The sequence below is a fragment of the Lactococcus sp. LG1267 genome (assembly GCF_017309545.1).
Lineage (GTDB): Bacteria > Bacillota > Bacilli > Lactobacillales > Streptococcaceae > Lactococcus > Lactococcus petauri.
This window is the reverse complement of record NZ_CP071295.1, coordinates 1,227,369-1,248,924: the sequence shown is the minus strand read 5'-3', so window position 1 is coordinate 1,248,924 and position 21,556 is coordinate 1,227,369. Positions and strand designations below refer to the sequence as shown.

22 protein-coding genes are annotated in these 21,556 nt (G+C 37.7%); 2 read left to right on the top strand and 20 right to left on the bottom strand.

What is annotated here, in order from left to right; translation table 11 throughout:
- Nucleotides 1-259: 259 nt before the first annotated feature.
- On the top strand, nt 260-721 hold the full coding sequence (locus J0J33_RS06175) for a DUF2798 domain-containing protein (RefSeq protein ID WP_061413246.1): 462 nt from the start codon (nt 260-262) through the stop codon (nt 719-721).
- Nucleotides 722-945: 224 nt separating this feature from the next.
- Here the strand turns inward: J0J33_RS06175 and secG are convergent, their stop codons facing one another.
- From secG to J0J33_RS06085, 18 genes are all read right to left on the bottom strand, one after another.
- The gene (secG, locus tag J0J33_RS06170; protein WP_004258115.1) at nt 946-1,194 is read right to left on the bottom strand and encodes a preprotein translocase subunit SecG; all 249 of its coding nucleotides are present in this window, start codon (nt 1,192-1,194) and stop codon (nt 946-948) included.
- A 113-nt stretch (nt 1,195-1,307) separates the two neighbouring features.
- Entirely contained in the window at nt 1,308-2,228 is a 921-nt protein-coding gene (gene trxB, locus J0J33_RS06165) for a thioredoxin-disulfide reductase (RefSeq protein ID WP_004258118.1), read from the bottom strand.
- Between the two features lie 70 nt (nt 2,229-2,298).
- Nucleotides 2,299-2,526, bottom strand: a complete 228-nt coding sequence (locus J0J33_RS06160; protein WP_004258121.1) for a DUF4059 family protein — start codon at nt 2,524-2,526, stop codon at nt 2,299-2,301.
- Entirely contained in the window at nt 2,519-3,280 is a 762-nt protein-coding gene (locus J0J33_RS06155; protein ID WP_061413248.1) for an amino acid ABC transporter ATP-binding protein, read from the bottom strand. Before J0J33_RS06155 ends, J0J33_RS06160 begins: the two co-directional genes overlap by 8 nt.
- Entirely contained in the window at nt 3,277-4,164 is an 888-nt protein-coding gene (locus J0J33_RS06150; protein ID WP_004258125.1) for an amino acid ABC transporter permease, read from the bottom strand. Before J0J33_RS06150 ends, J0J33_RS06155 begins: the two co-directional genes overlap by 4 nt.
- Before the next feature lie 142 nt (nt 4,165-4,306).
- Nucleotides 4,307-5,164 (bottom strand): amino acid ABC transporter substrate-binding protein, encoded by an 858-nt coding sequence (locus J0J33_RS06145; protein ID WP_019292120.1) that lies wholly within the window; start codon nt 5,162-5,164, stop codon nt 4,307-4,309.
- Nucleotides 5,165-5,330: 166 nt separating this feature from the next.
- A complete protein-coding gene (locus J0J33_RS06140; protein WP_206888690.1) occupies nt 5,331-5,741 on the bottom strand; it encodes a VOC family protein in 411 nt (136 codons plus the stop codon).
- Between the two features lie 13 nt (nt 5,742-5,754).
- The gene (locus J0J33_RS06135) at nt 5,755-7,425 is read right to left on the bottom strand and encodes a formate--tetrahydrofolate ligase (RefSeq protein WP_206888687.1); all 1,671 of its coding nucleotides are present in this window, start codon (nt 7,423-7,425) and stop codon (nt 5,755-5,757) included.
- A gap of 129 nt (nt 7,426-7,554) precedes the next feature.
- A complete protein-coding gene (gene deoD / locus J0J33_RS06130; RefSeq protein WP_206921621.1) occupies nt 7,555-8,253 on the bottom strand; it encodes a purine-nucleoside phosphorylase in 699 nt (232 codons plus the stop codon).
- An 83-nt stretch (nt 8,254-8,336) separates the two neighbouring features.
- Complete coding sequence (locus J0J33_RS06125; protein WP_019292124.1) at nt 8,337-9,152, bottom strand: purine-nucleoside phosphorylase; 816 nt, start codon at nt 9,150-9,152, stop codon at nt 8,337-8,339.
- Nucleotides 9,153-9,171: 19 nt separating this feature from the next.
- Nucleotides 9,172-9,441, bottom strand: coding sequence for a zinc ribbon domain-containing protein (locus tag J0J33_RS06120; protein ID WP_019292125.1), 270 nt, complete (start codon nt 9,439-9,441; stop codon nt 9,172-9,174).
- A gap of 3 nt (nt 9,442-9,444) precedes the next feature.
- Nucleotides 9,445-10,680 carry a phosphopentomutase gene (locus tag J0J33_RS06115; protein WP_019292126.1) on the bottom strand — a complete coding sequence of 412 codons (1,236 nt, stop codon included), beginning with the start codon at nt 10,678-10,680 and terminating at the stop codon, nt 9,445-9,447.
- An 81-nt stretch (nt 10,681-10,761) separates the two neighbouring features.
- Nucleotides 10,762-12,156, bottom strand: coding sequence for an MFS transporter (locus tag J0J33_RS06110; protein WP_191672563.1), 1,395 nt, complete (start codon nt 12,154-12,156; stop codon nt 10,762-10,764).
- 160 nt (nt 12,157-12,316) lie between these two features.
- Nucleotides 12,317-13,075 (bottom strand): MurR/RpiR family transcriptional regulator, encoded by a 759-nt coding sequence (locus tag J0J33_RS06105; protein ID WP_206921620.1) that lies wholly within the window; start codon nt 13,073-13,075, stop codon nt 12,317-12,319.
- Nucleotides 13,076-13,150: 75 nt separating this feature from the next.
- Nucleotides 13,151-13,732, bottom strand: coding sequence for a hypothetical protein (locus J0J33_RS06100; protein WP_206888677.1), 582 nt, complete (start codon nt 13,730-13,732; stop codon nt 13,151-13,153).
- 162 nt (nt 13,733-13,894) lie between these two features.
- Nucleotides 13,895-14,611, bottom strand: a complete 717-nt coding sequence (locus J0J33_RS06095; protein ID WP_117517444.1) for a DUF4811 domain-containing protein — start codon at nt 14,609-14,611, stop codon at nt 13,895-13,897.
- Complete coding sequence (locus J0J33_RS06090; protein ID WP_206921619.1) at nt 14,611-16,137, bottom strand: MDR family MFS transporter; 1,527 nt, start codon at nt 16,135-16,137, stop codon at nt 14,611-14,613. The genes J0J33_RS06095 and J0J33_RS06090 overlap by 1 nt, the downstream gene beginning before the upstream one ends.
- Nucleotides 16,134-16,583, bottom strand: coding sequence for a MarR family winged helix-turn-helix transcriptional regulator (locus J0J33_RS06085; protein ID WP_029343317.1), 450 nt, complete (start codon nt 16,581-16,583; stop codon nt 16,134-16,136). The genes J0J33_RS06090 and J0J33_RS06085 overlap by 4 nt, the downstream gene beginning before the upstream one ends.
- Nucleotides 16,584-17,117: 534 nt before the next feature.
- Here J0J33_RS06085 and J0J33_RS06080 point away from each other — a divergent pair.
- The gene (locus J0J33_RS06080) at nt 17,118-18,644 is read left to right on the top strand and encodes a hypothetical protein (RefSeq protein ID WP_206921618.1); all 1,527 of its coding nucleotides are present in this window, start codon (nt 17,118-17,120) and stop codon (nt 18,642-18,644) included.
- Between the two features lie 46 nt (nt 18,645-18,690).
- On the opposite strand, the gene gyrB is transcribed toward J0J33_RS06080, so the two are convergent.
- Nucleotides 18,691-20,649, bottom strand: a complete 1,959-nt coding sequence (gene gyrB, locus J0J33_RS06075) for a DNA topoisomerase (ATP-hydrolyzing) subunit B (protein ID WP_019292133.1) — start codon at nt 20,647-20,649, stop codon at nt 18,691-18,693.
- A gap of 161 nt (nt 20,650-20,810) precedes the next feature.
- Nucleotides 20,811-21,545, bottom strand: coding sequence for a TIGR02206 family membrane protein (locus J0J33_RS06070; RefSeq protein WP_019292134.1), 735 nt, complete (start codon nt 21,543-21,545; stop codon nt 20,811-20,813).
- Nucleotides 21,546-21,556 lie beyond the last annotated feature (11 nt).

The following is a 21,556-nucleotide window of genomic DNA, read 5'->3' as shown; positions in this document are numbered from 1 at the left end:
GTTTTATGTTTTTTTAATTTTCATTTTTTGCCCTTTTCGTTTACGTTTGTAAACTATATTTGTATTATATCGTTTACTTTTGTAAACGTCAAGTATTTAAGATTATTTTTTCAAAAATTTTTTAGTGACTAAAATCCTGCAACTTACTTTAATTGTCCTTGAATTTTTACTTTTTTTGTTCTTTATCAAGTTTTCACTTACGAAGACACGGTCATTTATGTTATGATATAGTGCACTTAAAAAGAATGGAGAAAAAAAGATGCCTAAAAATTTTAAAGAAGAACTTGTTTTTACCGGATTAATTGCTGGAATGATGGTTTTTGGAATGACCATGTATAATGTTTTTAAAGCCAGCGGTATAAGTATGGAAAGTTGGGGAAATGTAGCTACTGGTTTTCCACTCGCTCTACTTGTCGCTGTCATACTTGATCTTGCACTTGTTGGTCCGCTGGTGAAAAAAATTGTCTTTTCTCATATCGAAAAAAAGAACTTACAGCCTTCTCCTGCGCAACTTGGTATTTTTATTTCCTTGTTTATGATTCTAGGAATGGTTACCCTTATGTCTATTTTTGGGATTATCATGGAAGGGACACCAACAACAGATAGTCTGCTTCTCTTGTATGGTAAAACATGGGCATTAAACATCGTCGTTGCACTTCCTCTTCAATTACTTTTGGTCGGTCCAAGTTCACGATTTATATTTGCGAAAATTTATCGTTAAATACCTGAAGAATACTAAAAAGTCCCTTTAAAAGATAAAGGGACTTTTTAGTCAAAAGAAAAAACTCTCCAAGTTGAAGAGTAAATTGAAATTATGAAATTATGTATTTAAATTGTATCAAAAAATTTACACTAGTGGTTAACATTTGTCTATAAATTTTTCTTTTTAAATAAAAAAGCGGTCCATTATTTTTCGACCGCTTCATTTTGCATATTGTTATTCTTTTATTTCGTAGAGAGAACGACCAAGATGAAACCAAGTACAAGCCAAATACCAATAGTAATACCTGTAAAACGTTGCATCACAGCCTCAAAACCACGCGCTTTACGTCGTTCAAATAGCTCGCCTGAACCACCTGAAAAAGCATCAGCAGCACCATCTTGTTTAGAAGGTTGCATCAAAATTGAAATAACTAAAATTGCAGAAATAACCAACATAATGACGAGTAAAACGTCGTAAATTACTTTATCCATATATAATTTTCTTCCTTAATCAGAATTACACTAATAAGATTATAACACATTTATTACTAGAATACGAACGATAAAAACAAAAAAGAACGGCAGTAATGCACGCTCTTTTTTGTTTAACCTTCTACATATTTGTAAGCTTCTTGAGCTGCTTGGGCTCCATCACCTACTGCAGTAGTAATTTGGCGGAAATCTTTTTGACGAACATCACCAACGGCAAAGATACCTGGAATGCTTGTCTTCATCGTAGCATCTGTGATAATCCAACCTTCTTCATCTGTAATACCTAAATCACGAGCAAATTCAGATACAGCATCCAAACCTACATAGATAAAGAGACCACCGAAGTTGGCTTCTGTAACTTCACCTGTCTTAACGTTTTTATAACGTACAGATTCAATTTTACGTTCATCACCTTTGATTTCTTCAAGAACAGAATCCCAGATAAATTTTATTTTATCGTTAGCAAAGGCGCGTTCTTGAATAATTTTTTGCGCGCGTAATTCGTCGCGGCGATGCATAATTGTTACTGTTTTACCAAAGCGAGTTAAGAAAATGGCTTCTTCAACAGCGGAATCACCACCACCAACAACCAAGATATCTTGATCACGGAAGAATGCACCATCACAGACAGCACAGTAAGATACACCACGGGCACCGTATTCTTCTTCTCCAGGAACTCCTAACTTACGGTGATTTGCTCCTGTCGCAATGATGATTGATTTTGTTTCAAATACTTCTTCTTCAGTATTGATTGTTTTAGTTGCACCATTATCGACGATTGATGTGACAAAGCCATAAGCATTTTCAACACCAAGATCAGCTAAAGGCTCATACATTTTCATTGAAAGTTCAGGACCCATGATTTGACCATAGCCTGGGTAGTTTTCAATTTCTGCTGTATTATTCATTTGCCCGCCCGGAACACCTCGTTCCAAAAGCAAGGTTTTCATTTCACTTCTAGCGCTGTACATAGCTGCGGTCATGCCTGCAGGCCCTGCACCGATAACTACTACATCGTAAATTTTTTCTGTCATAATTCACCTCTTCAAGTATAGAACCATTATAAATTCTCTTTTGATTATTTGCCATTATTTTGATTTACAATCATCTGATTCTTAAAATAATCAGTATACCAACAACTGCAAAACTCAAAATCGGAATCGTCAAAATATCCACCAAAATAATGTCAAATAAACGATTGCGCCAGACATTTCGGGGTTTATGATGATTACGGAGCCAATAGATAAAACCGTACAAAAGACTGAGTAAACCTACAACTAAAAAAGAAATGAGTAAACCTTTAAGATAAAACTGTAAAACTAAATTAATCATTTGAACTTCCTATATCAATGGTTTTAACATGACGAGAGAGAAACTCACTCGTCCGCGGATTTTTAGGATGATGGAACACTTCCTCAGGGCTACCTTCTTCAATGATTTTACCCTTTTCAAGGAAGAGTACTTTTGTAGCAACATTATAGACAAAGTCCATCTCATGACTCACCAAAACCATTGTTTGTTTATTTTTAGCTGCATTGAGAATAGTGTCTTGTACCTCGCCAACAAGTTCCGGATCCAGCGCTGATGTCGGCTCATCAAGCAAGAGTAAAGTTGGCTGCATTGCCATCGCTCGTGCTATTCCTACACGCTGTTTTTGACCGCCGGATAAGAATTTTGGATAGTAATCCATACGATCTTCAAGACCGACTTTTCTTAAATTTTCCTCAGCAAGCTTCTGTGCTTCTGCTTTGGACATTTTCTTAACTTGAATTAAACCTTCCATCACATTTTGGAGGGCTGTACGACGTTCAAAGAGATTGAACTGCTGGAAGACCATTCCTGTTTTGCGACGAAGCTCAAGAATTTCTTGTTTACTGATATGTTCAAAGTCGACTTTAAAATTATCAATTTCTAACTGTCCACTGTCTGCTTCTTCCAGATAATTAATAGAGCGTAAAAATGTTGACTTACCGGCACCTGATGCACCAATAAGCGCAATGACATCACCTTCATTAATTTCCAGATTAAGATTGTCAAGAACAACATTACCTGCAAAAGATTTACTTAAATTTGAAATTTTTATCATTTGTTGGTCACCCCATTATCAAAAGGATTGCGTCCAAGTGAGATTTTCCGCGCTGCTTTAGGCATTTTGATTTCCAGTTTGCTTTCAATCTTACGAATCAAGATTTCCAGAACGATACAGATTGGCCAGTAAATTAAGGCCAGAGCCAAATAGGTTTCAAAAAGACGGAAGGTTGAACCGCCAATTATTTGGGCTTGAGCGGTCATTTCGACTACACCAGCAACAAAAGCGAGTGAAGTTGATTTGAGTAAGCCAATCAAAGCATTGCCTAATGGCGCTGTTGCAACAGAAGCTGCTTCAGGTAAGGTTACACGCCAAAAAACTTGAAAATTTGTCATTCCTAGGGAGCGTGCTGCTTCGATTTGACCTTTATCTACTGATTGAATGGCTGAGCGGATTGTTTCTGAATTATAAGCGCCTTCGTTAAGGGCAAAAGCCACAATCACAAAGAGCATAGCAGGAACCGAGTTAACTGTATAATTTGTTCCGTAATTCATATTGATTGCTTTAAGAATCAAGGGAATCCCTGTATAAGTTAAATAAAGTTGTACCAGAATTGGTGTCCCACGTGTAAAGGAAACAAACAAGGCACGTAACTGATCTAAAATAGGAATTTTATTTATTCTGACAAGTGCAAGGAGCAACCCCAAAATGAGACCAAAGAACATTGCGATAAGTGTCATCTGCAATGAAATAGGAATCATTTTAATGATTGGTACAAAGGCTGCTGTAAAGTCTTTCCAACTAAAAATTTTGGTGAAAAACATCGTCCAAAATTCGTCAAAACTATATTGCCCTTGCATGATCAAAAAGGGAAGCATAGGCAAAATAATCAACAGGAGCAAAACTCCCAAGCCTAAAATTATTTTTTTATTTTTATTCATTTTTATTCTCTTCATCAAAGAAAGCTGTCTGAACCCCTCACTCGTGCCACAAGCATTTGTGTGTGAGAGACTCAGGGACAGCTTTTACACTACTCCTACTATTATACAAGAAACTAAAAATTTTTTCTTGTCTGTGAAATATTTATTTAAACTTGCTTGCTTCAGGTACAAAATCTCCATCAAAGAATTTTTCTGAAAGTTTTTTCAAGGTACCATCTTTTTCAAGCTCCGCAAGTACTTTGTTGACTTTAGATTGAAGTTCTTTGCCAGCATCATCTTTTGCAAAGAGGAAATACTCATAACCGTCATGTTCAGGATCACCTGTTGAAGTATCGATATCTTGAATTTTCAAGCTGTCAAATCCTTGATCCTTAATACTTGATTGCAGAGAAATTTTATCATAAAGCATGAAATCAATCTTCCCAGATTCAATCTGGTTAAAGCGTGTATTGATAGATGTGCTATCTGAAGAGTAGCTGATATTTATTTTCTTATCTGGATGCGCATTGTTCCAATCATTGATAATCTTTGTATAGTTAGAAGCTGGATTACCGATTGTACTTTTACCTGCAAGATCTTCTAGGGTTTTATAATCACCGTCTTTCGTTAATACTGCATTATTCGATTTAGAAATTGGTGATGAAAAATTATATTTTTCTGCACGTTCTTTTGACCAACCAAAATCATTGGCTCCCATCTGATAACGACCACTGTCCAAACCTGGAACAATCCCAGAAAAGTCAACTGCTTGATACGTTACTTTATATTCAGGTAACTTATCAAAGACAGCACGTGCAACCTCAATGTCATATCCTGTTAAATTTCCTTGATTATCAGAATAGGTAAAGGGTTTAGTTGCTCCATCTGTAGCTACAACAATCTCCGTTTGCTTGGTTTTTGATTCTTCTTTACTTGATGAACCACCATTACTGCAAGCAGCTAAAGCTCCTGCGGCGATAAGCGAAACGAGCGCGAGTGAAAGCTTCAGTGACTTTTTCATAGTAATGTTCTCCTTAATTTTTTGATATTTAAAGTTTATCACGCTCCCTATTGGTTTGTCATATTATTTGTTTATCGAGGGGTTAAGATTTTTTTATACCGGAATTTTATTTATTTAATATCAGCAAACAAAAAAGTTATCCGCAAAAAAGGATAACTATTTCTCTTTATTTCCAGACCGGTTGCCATGTAATGCCAAATTTGTCAGTGATCCAGGCACATTTACGAATATCTCCTACAGCTTCCGGCCCCATCATCACGCTTCCTTGGTCTGCTAAAGCTGCAAAGATTTCATCAAATTCAGCCTCGGTCGCACAGTCCAGAAGAAGGGAATTTGACCAATTTGGTGTTGGTGCTGCATATTCTTTTTGCATATCAAGAAAGAAAAGTTCTGTCCCTTTTATTTCCAAACTTCCATATAAAACAAGTTCTTCTTTCAGCTCAGAAAAAGCTGGGCTTTCATTATAAAACTCCATACGTATAATCTTTGTGTCTGGCAAAACTTGAGCATAAAAAGTCATCGCTTCCTTGGCCTTACCATTTAATGTAATAAAAGGGGTGAGTTTTGCTTTTACCATCGTTCTCCTTTGCTTAAAACAAACCAGTGATTTTCCCAGTTTCGTCAATATCCATATTTAAAGCCGCTGGTTTTTTAGGTAAGCCAGGCATAGTCATCACGTCACCTAACAAGGCCACGATGAATCCTGCTCCAATCTTCGGCACCAACTCACGCACGGTAACTTCAAAGCCTTCTGGTGCTGCCAGAAGTTTAGGATTATCAGAAAATGAATATTGTGTCTTCGCCATACAAACAGGCAACTTATCCCAACCATTCTCCTCAATTTCTGTTAATTGACGCGCTGCTTTTGCAGAAAAATTAACTTTCTTTCCACCATAAATTTGTGTCACAACTGTTGTAATCTTGCTCTCCACTGATGCTTCTAAATCATAAAGATAATGGAACTCTCTTGCTTCCTGCGTGAAAATACTAGTTAGTTTTTCGGCTAAATCAATTCCACCTGCGCCTCCCTTTTCAAAGACTTGTGTCAAACTCACAGCAACATCTTCTGCTTCAACAAGTCGTGTTAACTCAGCTATTTCCGCCTCAGTATCACTGGCAAATTGATTAATGGCTACAACGATTGGCGCACCATAGCTCGCCATATTTTTAATATGACGTTTCAGATTTGCAAAGCCTTGGGTAACGGCTGCAACATTTTCGCCAGTTAGTTCCGTTTTAGCTACACCACCATGCATTTTCAACGCACGAAGAGTAGCAACAATTACAATAGCATCAGGGGTTTTTCCCAGTTGACGTGTTTTGATATCAAGGAATTTTTCGCCGCCTAAATCTGCTCCAAATCCAGCCTCTGTAATAGTTACATCTGCTAATTTTAAGGCTGTTTTTGTGGCTAAAACAGAGTTACAGCCGTGCGCAATATTGGCAAAAGGACCGCCATGTACTAATACGGGTGTCCCTTCAATAGTTTGGGCCAGATTTGGCTTAAGTGCATCTTTCAATAGGACTGTAATTGCACCTTCAATCTCTAAATCACCCACAGTGACCGGCTGACGATCATAAGTATAAGCCACAACAATACGTGAAAGACGTTCTTTCAAATCTGTCAATGAGGTAGCCAAACATAAAACAGCCATAATCTCACTGGCTACCGTGATATCAAAACCGTCCTCACGGGGCACACCATTAACTACACTGCCTAAGCCAGCAACGATATGACGAAGCTCGCGGTCATTCATATCTAAGACACGTTTCCAAACAACACGACGACTATCGATGTTTAGAGCATTTCCTTGGAAGATATGATTATCTAAAAGTGCTGCAATAGCATTATTCGCTGTTGTCATGGCATGAATATCGCCTGTGAAATGCAAGTTAATATCTTCCATCGGAAGAACTTGAGCATATCCTCCACCTGTTGCACCACCTTTTATCCCCATCACAGGGCCCAATGAAGGTTCACGTAGCGCCACCATTACCTTTTGGTTCAAGCGTGCAAAGGCATCTGCTAGTCCAACTGTCACCGTTGATTTTCCTTCACCAGCAGGAGTTGGGTTAATGGATGTAACCAAGACAAGTTTTCCCTCAGCATTATCCTCAAACTTTTTAAGGCTTTCGAGTGGTATTTTTGCTTTATATTTTCCGTAAAGTTCGATATCTTCAAAACTTAAACCAATTTTTTCAGCGACGTTTGTGATAGCTTCCATCTTGCATTCTTGTGCAATTTCGATATCTGTTTTCATCTTTTAAATAACTCCCTAATCTCCATAACTTTCTTATCATTTTAACAGAAACATCTGGAAATTTCCTTTGCAAATGCTAAATTTAATAATTTTACCCTTTCAATGTTCGGCTTTAACTTTTACTTTCTCCTAAACAATAAGTGTTTCAAGCCCTACACGCATCATATCAGTAAAGGTAGTTTGACGTTCTTCTGAACTTGTTGACTCTCCTGTCACTAGACTATCAGAGATGGTCATGATTCCTAATGTTTGGACATTATGTTTTGCACCCAAATAATAAAGAGCTGCTGCTTCCATCTCTACTGCTTTTACGCCCAATTTACCTATAGCCAGCGTATCAATATCACTGTAGAATAAGTCAGCCGAAAGAACATTTCCTACATGGGTTGGAATATTTAAGTTTTTCGCAATGTGATAGGCCTTATCTAACAAATCAAAATCAGCAATTTGCGGCAAATCAAACTGTGGCCAGTCATTTTTAATAATGCGTGAAGTTGTGGCAGCGCCTTGTGCCAAGACTAAATCTCGTACATGAACATCTTCATTTAGCGCACCTGCTGTGCCTACTCGGATCAATTTTTTCACGCCGTATTCGGTGATTAATTCATGTGCATAGATGGAGATTGATGGCATTCCCATGCCTGTTCCCATAACTGAGATACGGTGTCCTTTATAAGTCCCTGTATAGCCCAACATGCCTCGCACATTATTAAATTGTTGAGCATCCTCGAGAAAATTTTCAGCAATAAACTTGGCACGCAATGGATCGCCTGGCAAGAGGATTTTATCTGCAATTTGACCTTTTCTAGCTTCGATATGAACTGACATAGTTACTCCTTATGTTTAGGTTATTTTGGTGCCAGCTTTCTTCACTAAAAAAAGAAAACGCTAACACGTTTTCTCTTATTTTATCACATTTTCACTAAAACATTCTTAACAAGTGTTTTAAATGTTTCTTTCACACGTTCTGTTGTCTCAACAACTTCAGCGTGATTAAGTTCACTTTGCATTCCTGCAGCTAAGTTAGTAATGCATGAAATACCTAGAACACGCATTCCGGAATGAACAGCCACAATAACTTCAGGAACAGTTGACATACCTACGGCTGAAGCTCCCATCGTGCGAGCCATATGAATTTCTGCTGGTGTTTCGTAAGTAGGTCCGGTGAAGCCCATGTAGACCCCTTCTTGAACTTTAGCTGACATTTCTGCTGCTGTTTCCTTAACAAGCTCTTGATAGGCTTTGTCGTAGGCTTGTGACATATCTGGGAAACGTGGACCGATTTCATCGTCATTAGGACCAATCAATGGGTTTGTTCCCATGAAGTTGATATGATCGTTGATGATCATCAAGTCGCCAGGTGCGAAGTCTTTATTTACTCCACCTGCAGCATTGGTAACAATAATTGATGGTGTACCAAGAGCTGAGAACACACGTACAGGATAAGTCACAACTTCCATTGTATTTCCTTCATAGAAGTGGAAACGCCCTTGCATAGCAATAACTTTCTTACCAGATAAATCACCATAAACGAGTTGTCCAGCATGACCAACAACTGTTGAAACAGGGAAGTGAGGGATTGTTTCATATTTGATAATAACAGGATTTTCAATTTCTCCTGCTAATTCTCCCAAACCTGATCCTAAGATAAGAGCGACATCAATAGCGCCAACACCTTGATCTTTGAGGTATTTTGTCGTTTCAGCTAACTTCATTTTCAATTCCATTTTTGTGTTCCTTTAATTTTTATTTTTTCCAGCGCTTCAAGCCCTTTATTTGCATCGGGTAAAGTGTCTTGAGGAGCCATTTTTTAATTCCTGATATTTCCAGTTGTTCCAAGGCTTTACTTCCTAAAGCAATTGTTTCTTCCAAAGTAATATTGGGTTGTGTCCAAGAGCCATTCTGGTAGCAATATCTACAATATTCGGTAGCTGCTTGGCCGTTTCTTTCCGTTCCAAAATCGACCGCTTGTGCTAAAGGCATACCGCAAGATTGACAAAAAACTTTTTTAGTCATGAATTAGACCAAGCTTTCAAGGAAGGACTCCCCGATTTCAGCCTTGTCAATATTAAAATTATCTGCAATAGTAGCAGAGATATCCGCGAAGTGGCCCAAAGGTAGAACTTTTGGTTCTTTCAATGAAGGTGAGAAGATAACAAGTGGAATATATTCACGTGTATGGTCTGTACCTACATAGCTTGGATCATTCCCGTGATCAGCTGTAATCATTAACAAGTCATCTTCATGCATGGCTTCAAGAATTTCAGGCAAACGTCTGTCAAAGTCTTCGATTGCTTGTCCATAACCTTCTACATCACGACGATGACCATATTTCGCATCGAAATCAACCAAGTTCGTAAAGCTAAAGCCTTCAACGAATTCTTCTTTACGCATTGCTTTGAGAAGACGATCGACACCATCCATATCATTTTTATTATGTCCCATATCATATTTCACACCAACTGTGTTGAAAATATCAGAGATTTTACCTACTGAGTATGTGTCTACGCCAGCATTATAAAGTTTTTCTAACACTGTTTCATCAAATGGGCTCAAGGCATAATCACGACGGCCATCAGTACGTGTAAAGTCCCCTGGTGCACCCACATAAGGACGAGCAATTATACGACCAATCATAATACCAGAACCTTCCAGTGTGATTGAACGCACGTATTCGCAAATTTTGTACAATTCTTCACGAGAAATAATATCTTCGTGTGCCGCAATTTGTAACACAGGATCAGCTGAAGTATAAATAATCAACTCGCCTGTTTCCATTTGACGTGGTCCAAAATCATCGATAACAGCTGTTCCAGAATAAGGTTTGTTGGCTTCACGAATGACTTTACGGCCCGAAAACTCTTCAATTTTTTGAAGGAGATCTTCAGGATATCCTTCCGGATATGTTGGGAAAGGAGTTTGAATATTCAAGCCCATGATTTCCCAGTGCCCTGTCATTGTGTCTTTACCTTTAGAAACTTCTTGTAACTTGGTCACATAAGCTTTAGGCTGATCAGCAGCTGGAATAGTTTTTAGAGCTGTATCGCGTGGGATATTGCCCCAGCCCATTTCTTGAAGATGAGGAACATTTAGACCACGGATTTCTGAGATGTGACCAATTGTATCCGAATTCACATCATTTACTGCTTCGTGTGTTTCTACATCGTGGTTGAAAAACTTATCTGCATCTGGTGCAGCACCGATTCCAACGGAATCCATAACTACGAGGTGAACACGATTAAATTTTTTAGGCATATTATTTTCTCCTTACTTAGTGAACTTCTATATTATCATTATAAACTATTTAGTGATGAATAGGTTTCCAGAGCTAAACCTTCATGCAGAAAAACTTTTCTCGTTCGGAAGTTGCCCTTTGATGAGAAAAACGAAAACTGCTAAAGCCGCAATGGCTACACATGCAATCATGAGAAGAACCTCACTATAATGTCCTTTGACGGTTGCCGCAAAAACATGAAGATTTACACCATCAATAAAACGTGAAGAATAAGTAAACCCGATTGACATTGCAATATTGATGCAAAGATTGTAGAAACCAATTGCTGTTCCTTTATTTTCTTCTGGCATTTTTTCCAAACTTGTGTGCATAAGTGGTGCATACATCATGGCAAAAGCACATGAACTTAAAATAAGTAAGCCTGTGAAAAGGAAAACTGAGGCTCCCATGAACAATGCAGCAAGCACAATTGTCACCACAATAGTCACCATTGAAACAATAACGGCTTTAAATGAATTAAGTTTGGAAGCAATTGCTCCTGAAAGACTACCTACAATCGCAGCTGCTAAACATGCAGGAATAAACATCAAAGATACACTATCTAATTGCATTTGATACACATCTGTAAGCAAAAATGAAAATGTATTCAAGGTAAAGGCAGCTTGTGTCGAGTAGATCAAAAGTGCAGCAATCAAAGTAAAGACAAACAATTTGTTTTTGAAGAAGTCAATCGTAATAAAAGCATTTTTCTTTTTCGAAATATAAAGTAAGAAAACAATTGTTGCCAAAATAAAACCAATCAAAACAAGCCACGAGAAGTTGGTCAGGTAAACCATTGCAGTAACAGCAACAGCTGCAACAAGCATAATTCCCATCACATCAATATATTTTTTCTCACCAGATTCTTTGGGAAGATATTTTAAAAGGAAGGGGATAACCAATAAAGAAAGTAACGGCACAAGGAAAAGCGTTTGCCAAGCCAAATGCGTAGTGATAAATCCTCCAGTCAAAGTGCCAATAACTGTCGCAATTTGAAAACTAGACGTTGAAAAGCCATAATATTTTTTTTGCTTATCTGGTGCAACATAGCGGGCTACAAAAATAAGATAGAGGGTTTCAGTAGCACCCAATCCAGCTGCCTGAATGACACGCGCAAAAACAACCAACCAGTAATTATCATGAACCAGGTAACCCATAAAGGAACCTGCAGAAATCAAAAGAATACCAAAAATAAGTAATGAACGAATACTAATACTGTCAGAAAGGGATGCATAGACGACTGCTCCCATCCCTATAACTAATCCGGCCAAGGTCACTTGCCAAGCTACTGTACTCGCAGAAACATGGAAATATTCAACCAGTTTAGGGGAAATTATTTTAAAAGAATTATCAATGACCAAAGAAAAAATCATCAATAAAAGGATGACAGGAACAGCTTTGCCTACCTGTACTTCTTGTGTTGTATTTTGCTGACTTGTAGAGAGTTGTGCTTCCACAGTTAGTCCTCCGATATGATATATTTAAGTGCTTCATGAAAACGCTATCTTTAAAGAATATAATCATTATATCTTAAACATTTCTGAAAATGTATTCGCTTTCTCATGAAACACCTTGAAAAACTTTACAAAAAAAGACAAGTTACTAACTTGTCTTCTTTTACCTGATTGTACCTTTTGCGCGATAGATCGTAAACATATCCACCATAATACGACAAATTACTTCTAAAGGTAAAATACTTCCAGCATCTCCATAGAGTTCTTCTTTCTCTAATTTACTTTGATAAGCAAGTAGATAGTAGTCACTCATTTGGGCCAATTGGCTTCGGTAGTTATTTGTCAGAACTATTACTTTTGCACCCTTCTTCTTTGCTTTTTTAGCTGCAGAAACAATGATTTTCTCCTCACCTGTTGAAGAAACGATAAGCATCATATCTTCTGAAGTCAGTTTTTCAGCATACATTTCCATATCATCATAGTAACGACTGATTGCATTTTTCCCTAGCGTTTGAAACCGATGAATCATATCATCCGCTACAGCTTCACTTGCGCCACGCGCTACTGTCATGATCATCTTCGTTTCCACTAAAGCTTTCGAAATAGCTTCCAAGTCGGCAGGGTTAAGTAAACCAATCGTCCGTGAAACTTCAATCAAGTTCTTAAAAACATATTGATTAGCCTCGTCAGACAAACCAACTATCTTGTTTTCTTCCGCATTAGCTCCATTTTTATTTCTTTTGAGAGAATTTTTGAAATCGGCAAAGCCATCAAATCCTCTTTTTTTGAGAGTTCGCACAATTGTGGCTGTACTCACATGTGCTTCTTCAGCAATTTGAGTAATTGACATCAATTGAACTTTTGACTTGTTTTCTTCCAAAAATTCCCAAGTATACATTTCCGCATCTGATAATTTTTCCATAGTTACTCAATTATATCATATCCAAGAAGGAAGAAGATACAAAAAAGCGCTCTTTATGAGCGCAATTGTCTGGTGTTATTCTGCTAATGATTTTAATTTTGAATTTTTAAAGACATCAATAGTATAAATTTTATTGAGGACTTTACATAAACCAAATGCAAGGTTGAAATCGACAAAGCTATGAACAATTCCACCGAAGAAGACAAGCATAAGCAAGCTATTTAAGGCTTGAGGATTAAGATCTGCAAAACCAATACGATAAAAGGCTAAAACAGCCAAGGCCTCCAATCCTGCGTGGAAAACTCCCAAAATCAGGTTAAAAACTTGTAGTTTAACTTTTTTGTCAACTAAATCTGGATTCTTCTTCAAGAACCAAGCACCAGCAGTCATTACTACAATATGAGTTGCCGCTCGCATCCAGATAAGGGGAACTGGGACACTAATAAAGAAACCAAGTGTGGTCCCAACAGCTACAAGCGCTGCTAAATAAGGGCTAAAGAACATAGCGGCCATAACTGGCACGTGTGAAGCAAGAGTAAATGATGCGGGGCCAATTACGATTTTTGCCGGCATAATCATCGGAATTAAAATCCCTAAAGCCGTAAGAAGAGCACCAATCACCAAGTTCCTGATTCTTTTTCTACTATCAGAGTTCACTTTTATAATACCAACCTTTCTATGTTCACTATTTTACAATATTTCCCAGCGAATAAAATTACAATTTAGTTACATTTCCTGTTTTTTTACGTATATTAGGGAAGAGTTCAGTTTTCTATACACTTTAAAAGAAAAAAGTCTGAATAAATTCAGACTCTCTTGTTATTCTTTAAGGCCTAGGCGTTCTTTAATCTGCTTAACTTGCAGTTTTGTGAATTCCTCTGGGCTGTTCTTTTGTAGTTCCATCATTGCTTTTGCTTGCGCAGGATTTGCTTTCAGTGCTGCTTCTTGCTGAGCTTGCATCGCTGGTACTTCTTGTTGAAGTTTTTTGGCTTCATCTTGGGTCAAGACGAGCCACGTATCCTTAGGCACGTAAGCACGCGCGTGTTGAGAAACAAGCTTTCCTTCTTCTCCGCCAATACCGAAAAGGAACTTCATAAAGTTGTCTTTAAATTTCCATTTGACTGTTGTTGTAACAACTTTGGCTTCAGACTCAGACGTCAGCTTGTAGTCTGCCGTTTTTTTCAAAGTTTCAACCATATGTTTTTGATCAGGTTGGAAATGAACTTCAGGCTCTTTATCTTCTTTGTTTGTACGGTAGACTAAAGCATAATTATTGGTGTCTTGACCGATTTCTGCTTTTAAAAGCATCCCAAAGGCAGCATTAGTATCTCCTGCTGTGTAAATTTTCTTCGTTTCAGTAGAAGTTACTTTCTCCATACCCCAGTTATCTTTAATGTGTATTGTCAAAGCCATAACTGATGCTGTAAGTAGGATTAATGATAAACCGCCAACAAGACCACGCCAAAATATTTTATCAATGTGGATAAAGCCGTAGAAGGTTAAAAGTGTAAATAAAGCAATAAGTATGATAATCATTATTTCTCACCTCCTACTTCTTTTTTGTTTTTAACAATATGCCTTTGAAGGAAAAATGAAAGCACGAGCCCAAGGATAGCAAAGGCTAACCCTATAGCGAAAGAGGCGTGATAGCCTTTAAGCATGGTATCTAACATATCTCCTGCAAAAGTAAGTGGGTTGGACTCTTTCAAGCTTGCTGCAGGTTGTGAATTGGTAATAATATTTTGCGTAACAGAGCTTAAGAGCGCCACAACAACAGCTGAAGCAACTTGACGTGCTGTACTATTTGCTGCAGTACCATGTGCCGATTGTTCGCGTGGTAAAGCGTTCATGGCTGATGCAGTTAATGGCATCATTACCATCGCAATACCAAACATACGCAAACCATAGAGCACAGTAATAAAGTGTTCTGGTGTTGTTGTTGTCAAAAACATAAATGGAATTGTACCAATGGCCAAAATGGTAAAACCAACACGCGCTAAGCGTTTCGCACCTACTTTATCATAGGCAGCACCCGCAAGTGGACTCACGATCCCCATCATCAAGGCACCAGGTAAGAGTGTCAAACCTGAACTCAATGGTGAAAGACCGTGGACTTGTTGCATATACAAAGGCAACATCATTTCAACACCCATCATAGCCATCATTGAAAGTGCCATAACAACGGTTGTCAAAGCAAATTGTTTATTTTTAAATACGGAAACGTTTAAGAAAGGTGTTTCCATATGCAATTGACGACGGACAAAGAGAGCAATGATTGCTACCCCCGCAACGATAGGTAGGATAACCGTTTGAAGATCACCCCAGCCATCGCTAGCTACATTTGTAAAGCCCCATAAAAAGAGCCCAAAACCAAGAACTGATTCGACTAATGACATAAAATCTAGCTTCATGTCACGATTAGGCACAATGTCACGCATAAAAATAAGCATCAATACCCAACAAATGGCAATAACAACCATTGGAATCAAGAAGATTGTGCGCCATGATTGTTCCAGAGTGAATCCTAAAATGACATGATCTTTATCTAGAATCCATCCTGCATAAGTAGGGCCAATTGCTGGTGCAAGACCTATAACAAGTCCCATAGCACCCATAACAGCACCCATTTGTTTTGGTGAGAACATATTGACCATAACAACCTGCATCAAGGGCATCGAAATACCAACGGCAATAGCTTGCATGATACGAGCTCCTAAAAAGACGCTCCATGTCGAAGTTGGTGCCGAATAGGCGACAAACATTCCAGCCAATAAAATTGCATAAGAAATCAAATATAACCAGCGTGTTGGGAATTTTGTTGTTAAATAGGCCGATACAGGGATCATAATTCCGTTTGCCAACAAGAACCATGTTGTGGCTTGTTGCCCCGTAGCTAAAGAGATATTAAAATCATTCATCAATGTGGGCATTGCTGTACCCAATGAGGTTTGCATGAGCATCCCTCCAAAAGTAGCAATCAAAATAAGGGCAAGAACAATTCCTCGATTAAATGGTTTCCCATGAATATCGAGTGGCTGATCTTTTGTTAATTCTTCAGTCATACTTTTTCGTTTTCCTCCTCAAATATTTCCATTGCTAAATCAAAAAATAGTTGGACATTTTCGACAAAACTTTTGGTGCGTTCTTCGCCCATTCGTTCAAGGATTTTCACAATACGGCTCACAGCTTCTTTTCTTGATTGCTCCGCTTCTTCACGACCTTTAGCCGTGATAGCCACTAAAATTTTACGACGGTCCGTACGAGAGATCTCACGTGTAACAAGTCCTTTCTCCTCAAGATTATTAAGAATTGTTGCTACTCGCGCTGTACTCATATTGGTTTGCTTCGCAATGTCACTAGGTAAAATTGGTGAGCCAGTATTTTTATAGAGGCCAACCAAAACGAGTTTTTCACCATGCGCATACTTACTAAAACGGCTCATAACTTCAGTTTTACTGCGACTCTTCACACAAGATAAAAAAGTTTCTGCTGCTTGATTGTAATCCATATCTTCCATTCCTAACACTATTAATTATCTAACACTGTTAGTATTATATTCTCTTTATTATCAATTGTCAAAAATTTACTACGATAAAGAAAGCTTAATCCCTCAAGGTTATCCCTCTTTTTTATTTGGGAATATTAGTGAAAAAGTTTTCATATAAAAAGAGACCTCCTAATAGTGGTCTACTTTAATGGCCATTTTTTTCGATAATACTAGTGCAGAGCAAGGAGATAAAAAATAGTTTTTTGAAAATCTCCAACTCTTTTTATGGAATGTATGTATTATAAGTCTTGTATCTTAAGGTAAACTGAATAAAAAAGGTTAAATTTTAGCTTTGCAATATGCAGTTTGGGCACAAAAAATCATAATCATAAAAAAAACATTATTAACTGGAGGAGACTTATTGATATTTTAAACATAGTTTTTTTAACGTTTATTTTTATTGGTGTTTCCATAAACTAAGGATTTAATTTCATTGGTTTTATGATAAAATATAAATATTGGAAAATTTTAATTTTACAGGAGTGAATAAGAAAAATGAGGATGCAACACATAGATAGCGCAATAAAAAGAATACTTTTCTTCTTATTATTTTTACTTTCGTTTTATTGGCTTTTTTGGTCTGTAAGGTACATCTTTTCGGCTGTTCTTCCGAGTATGAGTCACACATTCTTTTTATCACTACTTGTTTTGGGAATTGTTTCGGGAATCATCTTTTATAAATCTCTAAAACCTTTGGTTATCAAGCTCTTCAAACTCCTTTATACTTATCGTTATTTTGTTATCGGAATACTTTTCATAGGTCAGATTGTGATATCTGTATTTGCCCAATGCCTTCCCAACGGAGATGCTTCTATTCTATATAAGGTAGCAACCGCTCCACCAACACACAGTGGTTCATCCATTAGGTACTTCTCCTTATTTCCGAATAACTTTCTCATTTTTATCACCTTTAAAATCTTGAACGGCATTGTTACAGCCCCGCACCTTATTTTAACTGTGTCAATTTTAAATGCTCTACTTATTGATGGCGGTATTTTATTGCTGACGGGTCTGGCTGATCATCTGAAGGGGGAAAAATTAGCTCGAATTGTCTTTTTAGAAAGCCTATTTCTATTTGGGTTACAACCACATTTTTTATCTTTCTATAGCGATCCAGCTACCTTCTTCCTAATGGCTCTGCTGTGTTATTTAGTGATTATAAATTTAGATAAAGCTGGGATTTTTAGATGGTTTGCTATTGGCCTTCTTTTTAGTATTGCCTACAAAATTAGAGTGCCCATTTTTATTTACCTTATCGCCTTAATCCTCCTGATTATCTATAGGTTGATTTTCGACAAGAAACAAGTGAACCTTAAGCGCCTGTTCATTCGGAGCTTACTCCTTCTTTTAGGGATGCTCACAATGACTTTCGCTATTAATTTTTATGCGGAAAATCAAAAGTTTGTAGAATATGATGGAAAATACACTATGAGTCCCTGGTTTTTTGTAGACTTAGGCTTGACTGCTACAGGAGCAGATCATGCAGCAGTCAGTCAGGATGTTAAGTTTTTGGACGCTAAGGGTCAATTTAAACCAAGATCTGAACTGGAACCTCAACTTAAAGAGGATGTAAAAAAAAGATTCTCACGATTTGGTACTTTGGGTCTTATCAAACACCAAAGTACTAAATTTAAAATTTTTACACAAGATGGTAGTCTAGGTTGGACTGCAGAAAATGTTTTAAAAGAACAAAATATTGTTAAAACCAAATTTACAAACTCTAAATTTGGTCAAAAGATAAGATCAGTAATCTATGTTGGAAATCCTCACTATGGTAATTACGCCCTATACCTTCAAATCGCTTGGTCTATAATAATTTTGGGATTGGTTGCTTATTTTAAAAAATTTAGGCAGACCTCTAATTTTGAATTCTACCTGCAGATTGTATTATTTGGGGTTATTCTATACTTATCAATATTCGAAGCTGGTAGAAGTCGCTACTTAATACAATTCCTTCCAGCGATTATTATGTTATCATCAATTGGATACTTAAATTATTTTAACAATCGTCAAAACAAATAAAATCAAAAAAGCTCTCAGTTTTATAGCTGAGAGCTTTTTTAAATTATTAAACGTCAATAGTAGAATATTGTGCATTGGCTTCGATAAATTCGCGACGTGGTTCCACACGATCGCCCATTAGCATATCAAAGATTTTGTCTGCTTCAGCGGCATCTTCTACAGATACACGCGCCATGAGGCGGGCATCTGGATCCATAGTTGTTTCCCAAAGTTGGTGGTCATCCATTTCTCCTAAACCTTTATAACGCTGTACTGTTGGTTTAGCACGACCTTGAGACCATTTTTCAAGTGCAAGCTTCAGCTCACGTTCTTGATTCTCCCCTGGTTGAATGTATTCTTTTGTTTCCGAACCGACTTTGATTCCGTAAATTGGTGGTTGAGCAATATAAACATAACCGGCCTCAACTACAGGACGCATATAGCGGTAAAAAAGAGTTAACAAGAGTGTACGAATGTGTGCCCCATCGACATCGGCATCGGTCATGATAACCAGTTTATGATACCGTGCTTTAGATAAATCATAGTCAGCACCAAAACCAGTTCCCATCGCTGTAAAGAGTGAACGGATTTCTTCATTTGCTAAAATCTTATCCATTGTCGCTTTTTCCACGTTCAAGATTTTACCACGGATGGGCAAAATAGCTTGGAATTCTCGATTACGGCCAGACTTAGCAGAACCACCAGCAGAATCCCCTTCGACGATGAAAAGTTCTGTTTGTTTAGGATCATTGGAAGAGCAGTCCGCAAGTTTACCAGGCAAGTTAGAAATCTCTAAACCTGATTTTTTACGCGTTACTTCACGTGCGCGTTTGGCCGCAATACGTGCCTTGCTTGCAAGAATCCCTTTCTCAACAATCTTCTTCGCAACTTGAGGATTCTCAAGCATAAAGGTTTGCAAAGCTTCTGAGAAAAGCTTATTGACGATACCTGTTACTTCACTATTCCCCAGTTTGGTTTTCGTTTGACCTTCAAATTGTGGATTAGGGTGTTTAACAGAAATGACAGCGGTCAAACCTTCACGAACATCGTCCCCAGTAAGGTTTTCTTCGTTATCTTTAAGAAGCTTTTGAGCCTTTGCGTAATTGTTTATCGCACGCGTTAAAGCTGTACGGAAACCTTGTTCATGCGTACCACCTTCATGCGTATTGATATTATTTGCAAATGACATGATTGTTGAATGGTAAGTTCCTGTATATTGCATAGCAACTTCGACAGTTATTCCATCTAACTCACCCTCTGTATAGATTGGCGTATCAAAAATAACTTCCTTGTTTTCATTGATAAAGGAAACATAAGATTGAATCCCACCTTCATAGTGGAACATAGCATGATTGTCTTCTTGGCCTTCACGTTTATCGGTAATAGAAATACGCAAACCACGGTTCAAGAAAGCCAACTCACGGACACGTGTCACCAACTTATCATAGTCAAAAACTTGAGTTTCGGTGAAAATTGTTGGATCTGGTGTAAAGTGAACGACTGTCCCTCGTTTATCTGTTTCACCAATAATGGCCAAATCTTCGACGACAACACCACGATGGTATTCTTGATAGTATTTTTGACCATCTTTATGTACAGTAACGTCTAACTGTGTTGAGAGGGCATTAACAACGGATGAACCAACACCGTGTAAACCACCAGAAACTTTGTAGCCGCCACCGCCAAATTTACCACCAGCATGAAGGATAGTAAAGACCGTTTCGACCGCAGGACGTCCTGTTTTTTCTTGAATGTCTACGGGAATACCACGTCCATCATCGACAACTGTAATTGAGTTATCAGGTTCAATAAACACTTCGATATGGCTGGCAAACCCCGCTAGCGCTTCATCGATCGAGTTATCAACAATCTCCCACACTAAGTGGTGCAATCCTTCCTTTGAAGTTGATCCGATATACATCCCAGGACGCATACGCACCGCTTCAAGTCCTTCTAAAACTTGAATTTGACTGGCATCATATTCTTCTGCCATTTTTTCAATTTGTTCTTTATTTTCTTCGTTCAAAATAATCTCATTTCTTTGAAAATACTTACTTATAATTATAGCACATTCTAGCTTTTTTTACTATATACTGCGAGCCATAAAAGCTTTTACTCCATCTTAATAATTTCAGAAAAAAAGCAGCTTTAAGCTGCTTTTTTGTTTAATATATTTTGTCTTTTTACTTAATTCATCCGAACTTTTGGTGATTTTTTCCATGACCAAGGAAGATAAATAACAAGCCAAAACATCAATACAATAAAAATTAAACCTAAGATATAATAAGAACCGAACACATCATAGATGGGTTCAAGTGGACTTCCCGGAACTGGTGTCCTTAGGAAGAAAAAATTTTGATTCCAAACTTGATTGAGGACTGCACAAATCGGTACAACAATCGACAAAAAGACAGCAGAGCGCCAGAGTTCACGCCATTGAGGGACAAAATCGCCTGCAATCAGACGCATTAAAACATACGAGATAAGTAAGCAATGAATCAAAAAGCTCTGCCATACAAAGACATTAACAAAATCATTGGTTACCCAGTTCGGTGTCACAAGTGCAAAAATTGCTCCAGGTAAAGTTAAGCTATACAAGAGCTCACGACTCGTCTTATTTGAACGCATTGCATCAAAAACAATAATGAATATGCCAAGTCCACACAGCTGCAAAGGCAAGTCTGCGTACAAAAATTGATGAGTCATCACTAAAATGATATCTCTAATGATTTCGAGCAACAGGGTAAACGAGGCAACAAGTAGACGTAACAGTTTACGTCTCTCGTCATTTGCGCGCAGATAAATACGAATCAAGCCAAAACTGAGCAGTGCTAGAACAGCAAGGGCAAAAAAGTGATTGGCACTAAAAAGGCCAAAGCCTGGCCCAACTGCTTTTTCATTCGATATAAAAAAAGTATTCATTGTGGTTCAGT

What these genes read in the sequence shown, in the direction of transcription:
- J0J33_RS06175 (WP_061413246.1), top strand. Translation starts at nt 260, where the DNA reads ATGCCTAAAAATTTTAAAGAAGAACTTGTTTTTACCGGATTAATTGCT.
- secG (WP_004258115.1), bottom strand. Translation starts at nt 1,194, where the DNA reads ATGGATAAAGTAATTTACGACGTTTTACTCGTCATTATGTTGGTTATT.
- trxB (WP_004258118.1), bottom strand. Translation starts at nt 2,228, where the DNA reads ATGACAGAAAAAATTTACGATGTAGTAGTTATCGGTGCAGGGCCTGCA.
- J0J33_RS06160 (WP_004258121.1), bottom strand. Translation starts at nt 2,526, where the DNA reads ATGATTAATTTAGTTTTACAGTTTTATCTTAAAGGTTTACTCATTTCT.
- J0J33_RS06155 (WP_061413248.1), bottom strand. Translation starts at nt 3,280, where the DNA reads ATGATAAAAATTTCAAATTTAAGTAAATCTTTTGCAGGTAATGTTGTT.
- J0J33_RS06150 (WP_004258125.1), bottom strand. Translation starts at nt 4,164, where the DNA reads ATGAATAAAAATAAAAAAATAATTTTAGGCTTGGGAGTTTTGCTCCTG.
- J0J33_RS06145 (WP_019292120.1), bottom strand. Translation starts at nt 5,164, where the DNA reads ATGAAAAAGTCACTGAAGCTTTCACTCGCGCTCGTTTCGCTTATCGCC.
- J0J33_RS06140 (WP_206888690.1), bottom strand. Translation starts at nt 5,741, where the DNA reads ATGGTAAAAGCAAAACTCACCCCTTTTATTACATTAAATGGTAAGGCC.
- J0J33_RS06135 (WP_206888687.1), bottom strand. Translation starts at nt 7,425, where the DNA reads ATGAAAACAGATATCGAAATTGCACAAGAATGCAAGATGGAAGCTATC.
- deoD (WP_206921621.1), bottom strand. Translation starts at nt 8,253, where the DNA reads ATGTCAGTTCATATCGAAGCTAGAAAAGGTCAAATTGCAGATAAAATC.
- J0J33_RS06125 (WP_019292124.1), bottom strand. Translation starts at nt 9,152, where the DNA reads ATGGAATTGAAAATGAAGTTAGCTGAAACGACAAAATACCTCAAAGAT.
- J0J33_RS06120 (WP_019292125.1), bottom strand. Translation starts at nt 9,441, where the DNA reads ATGACTAAAAAAGTTTTTTGTCAATCTTGCGGTATGCCTTTAGCACAA.
- J0J33_RS06115 (WP_019292126.1), bottom strand. Translation starts at nt 10,680, where the DNA reads ATGCCTAAAAAATTTAATCGTGTTCACCTCGTAGTTATGGATTCCGTT.
- J0J33_RS06105 (WP_206921620.1), bottom strand. Translation starts at nt 13,075, where the DNA reads ATGGAAAAATTATCAGATGCGGAAATGTATACTTGGGAATTTTTGGAA.
- J0J33_RS06095 (WP_117517444.1), bottom strand. Translation starts at nt 14,611, where the DNA reads ATGATTATCATACTTATTGCTTTATTTACACTTTTAACCTTCTACGGC.
- J0J33_RS06090 (WP_206921619.1), bottom strand. Translation starts at nt 16,137, where the DNA reads ATGACTGAAGAATTAACAAAAGATCAGCCACTCGATATTCATGGGAAA.
- J0J33_RS06085 (WP_029343317.1), bottom strand. Translation starts at nt 16,583, where the DNA reads ATGGATTACAATCAAGCAGCAGAAACTTTTTTATCTTGTGTGAAGAGT.
- J0J33_RS06080 (WP_206921618.1), top strand. Translation starts at nt 17,118, where the DNA reads ATGAGGATGCAACACATAGATAGCGCAATAAAAAGAATACTTTTCTTC.
- J0J33_RS06070 (WP_019292134.1), bottom strand. Translation starts at nt 21,545, where the DNA reads ATGAATACTTTTTTTATATCGAATGAAAAAGCAGTTGGGCCAGGCTTT.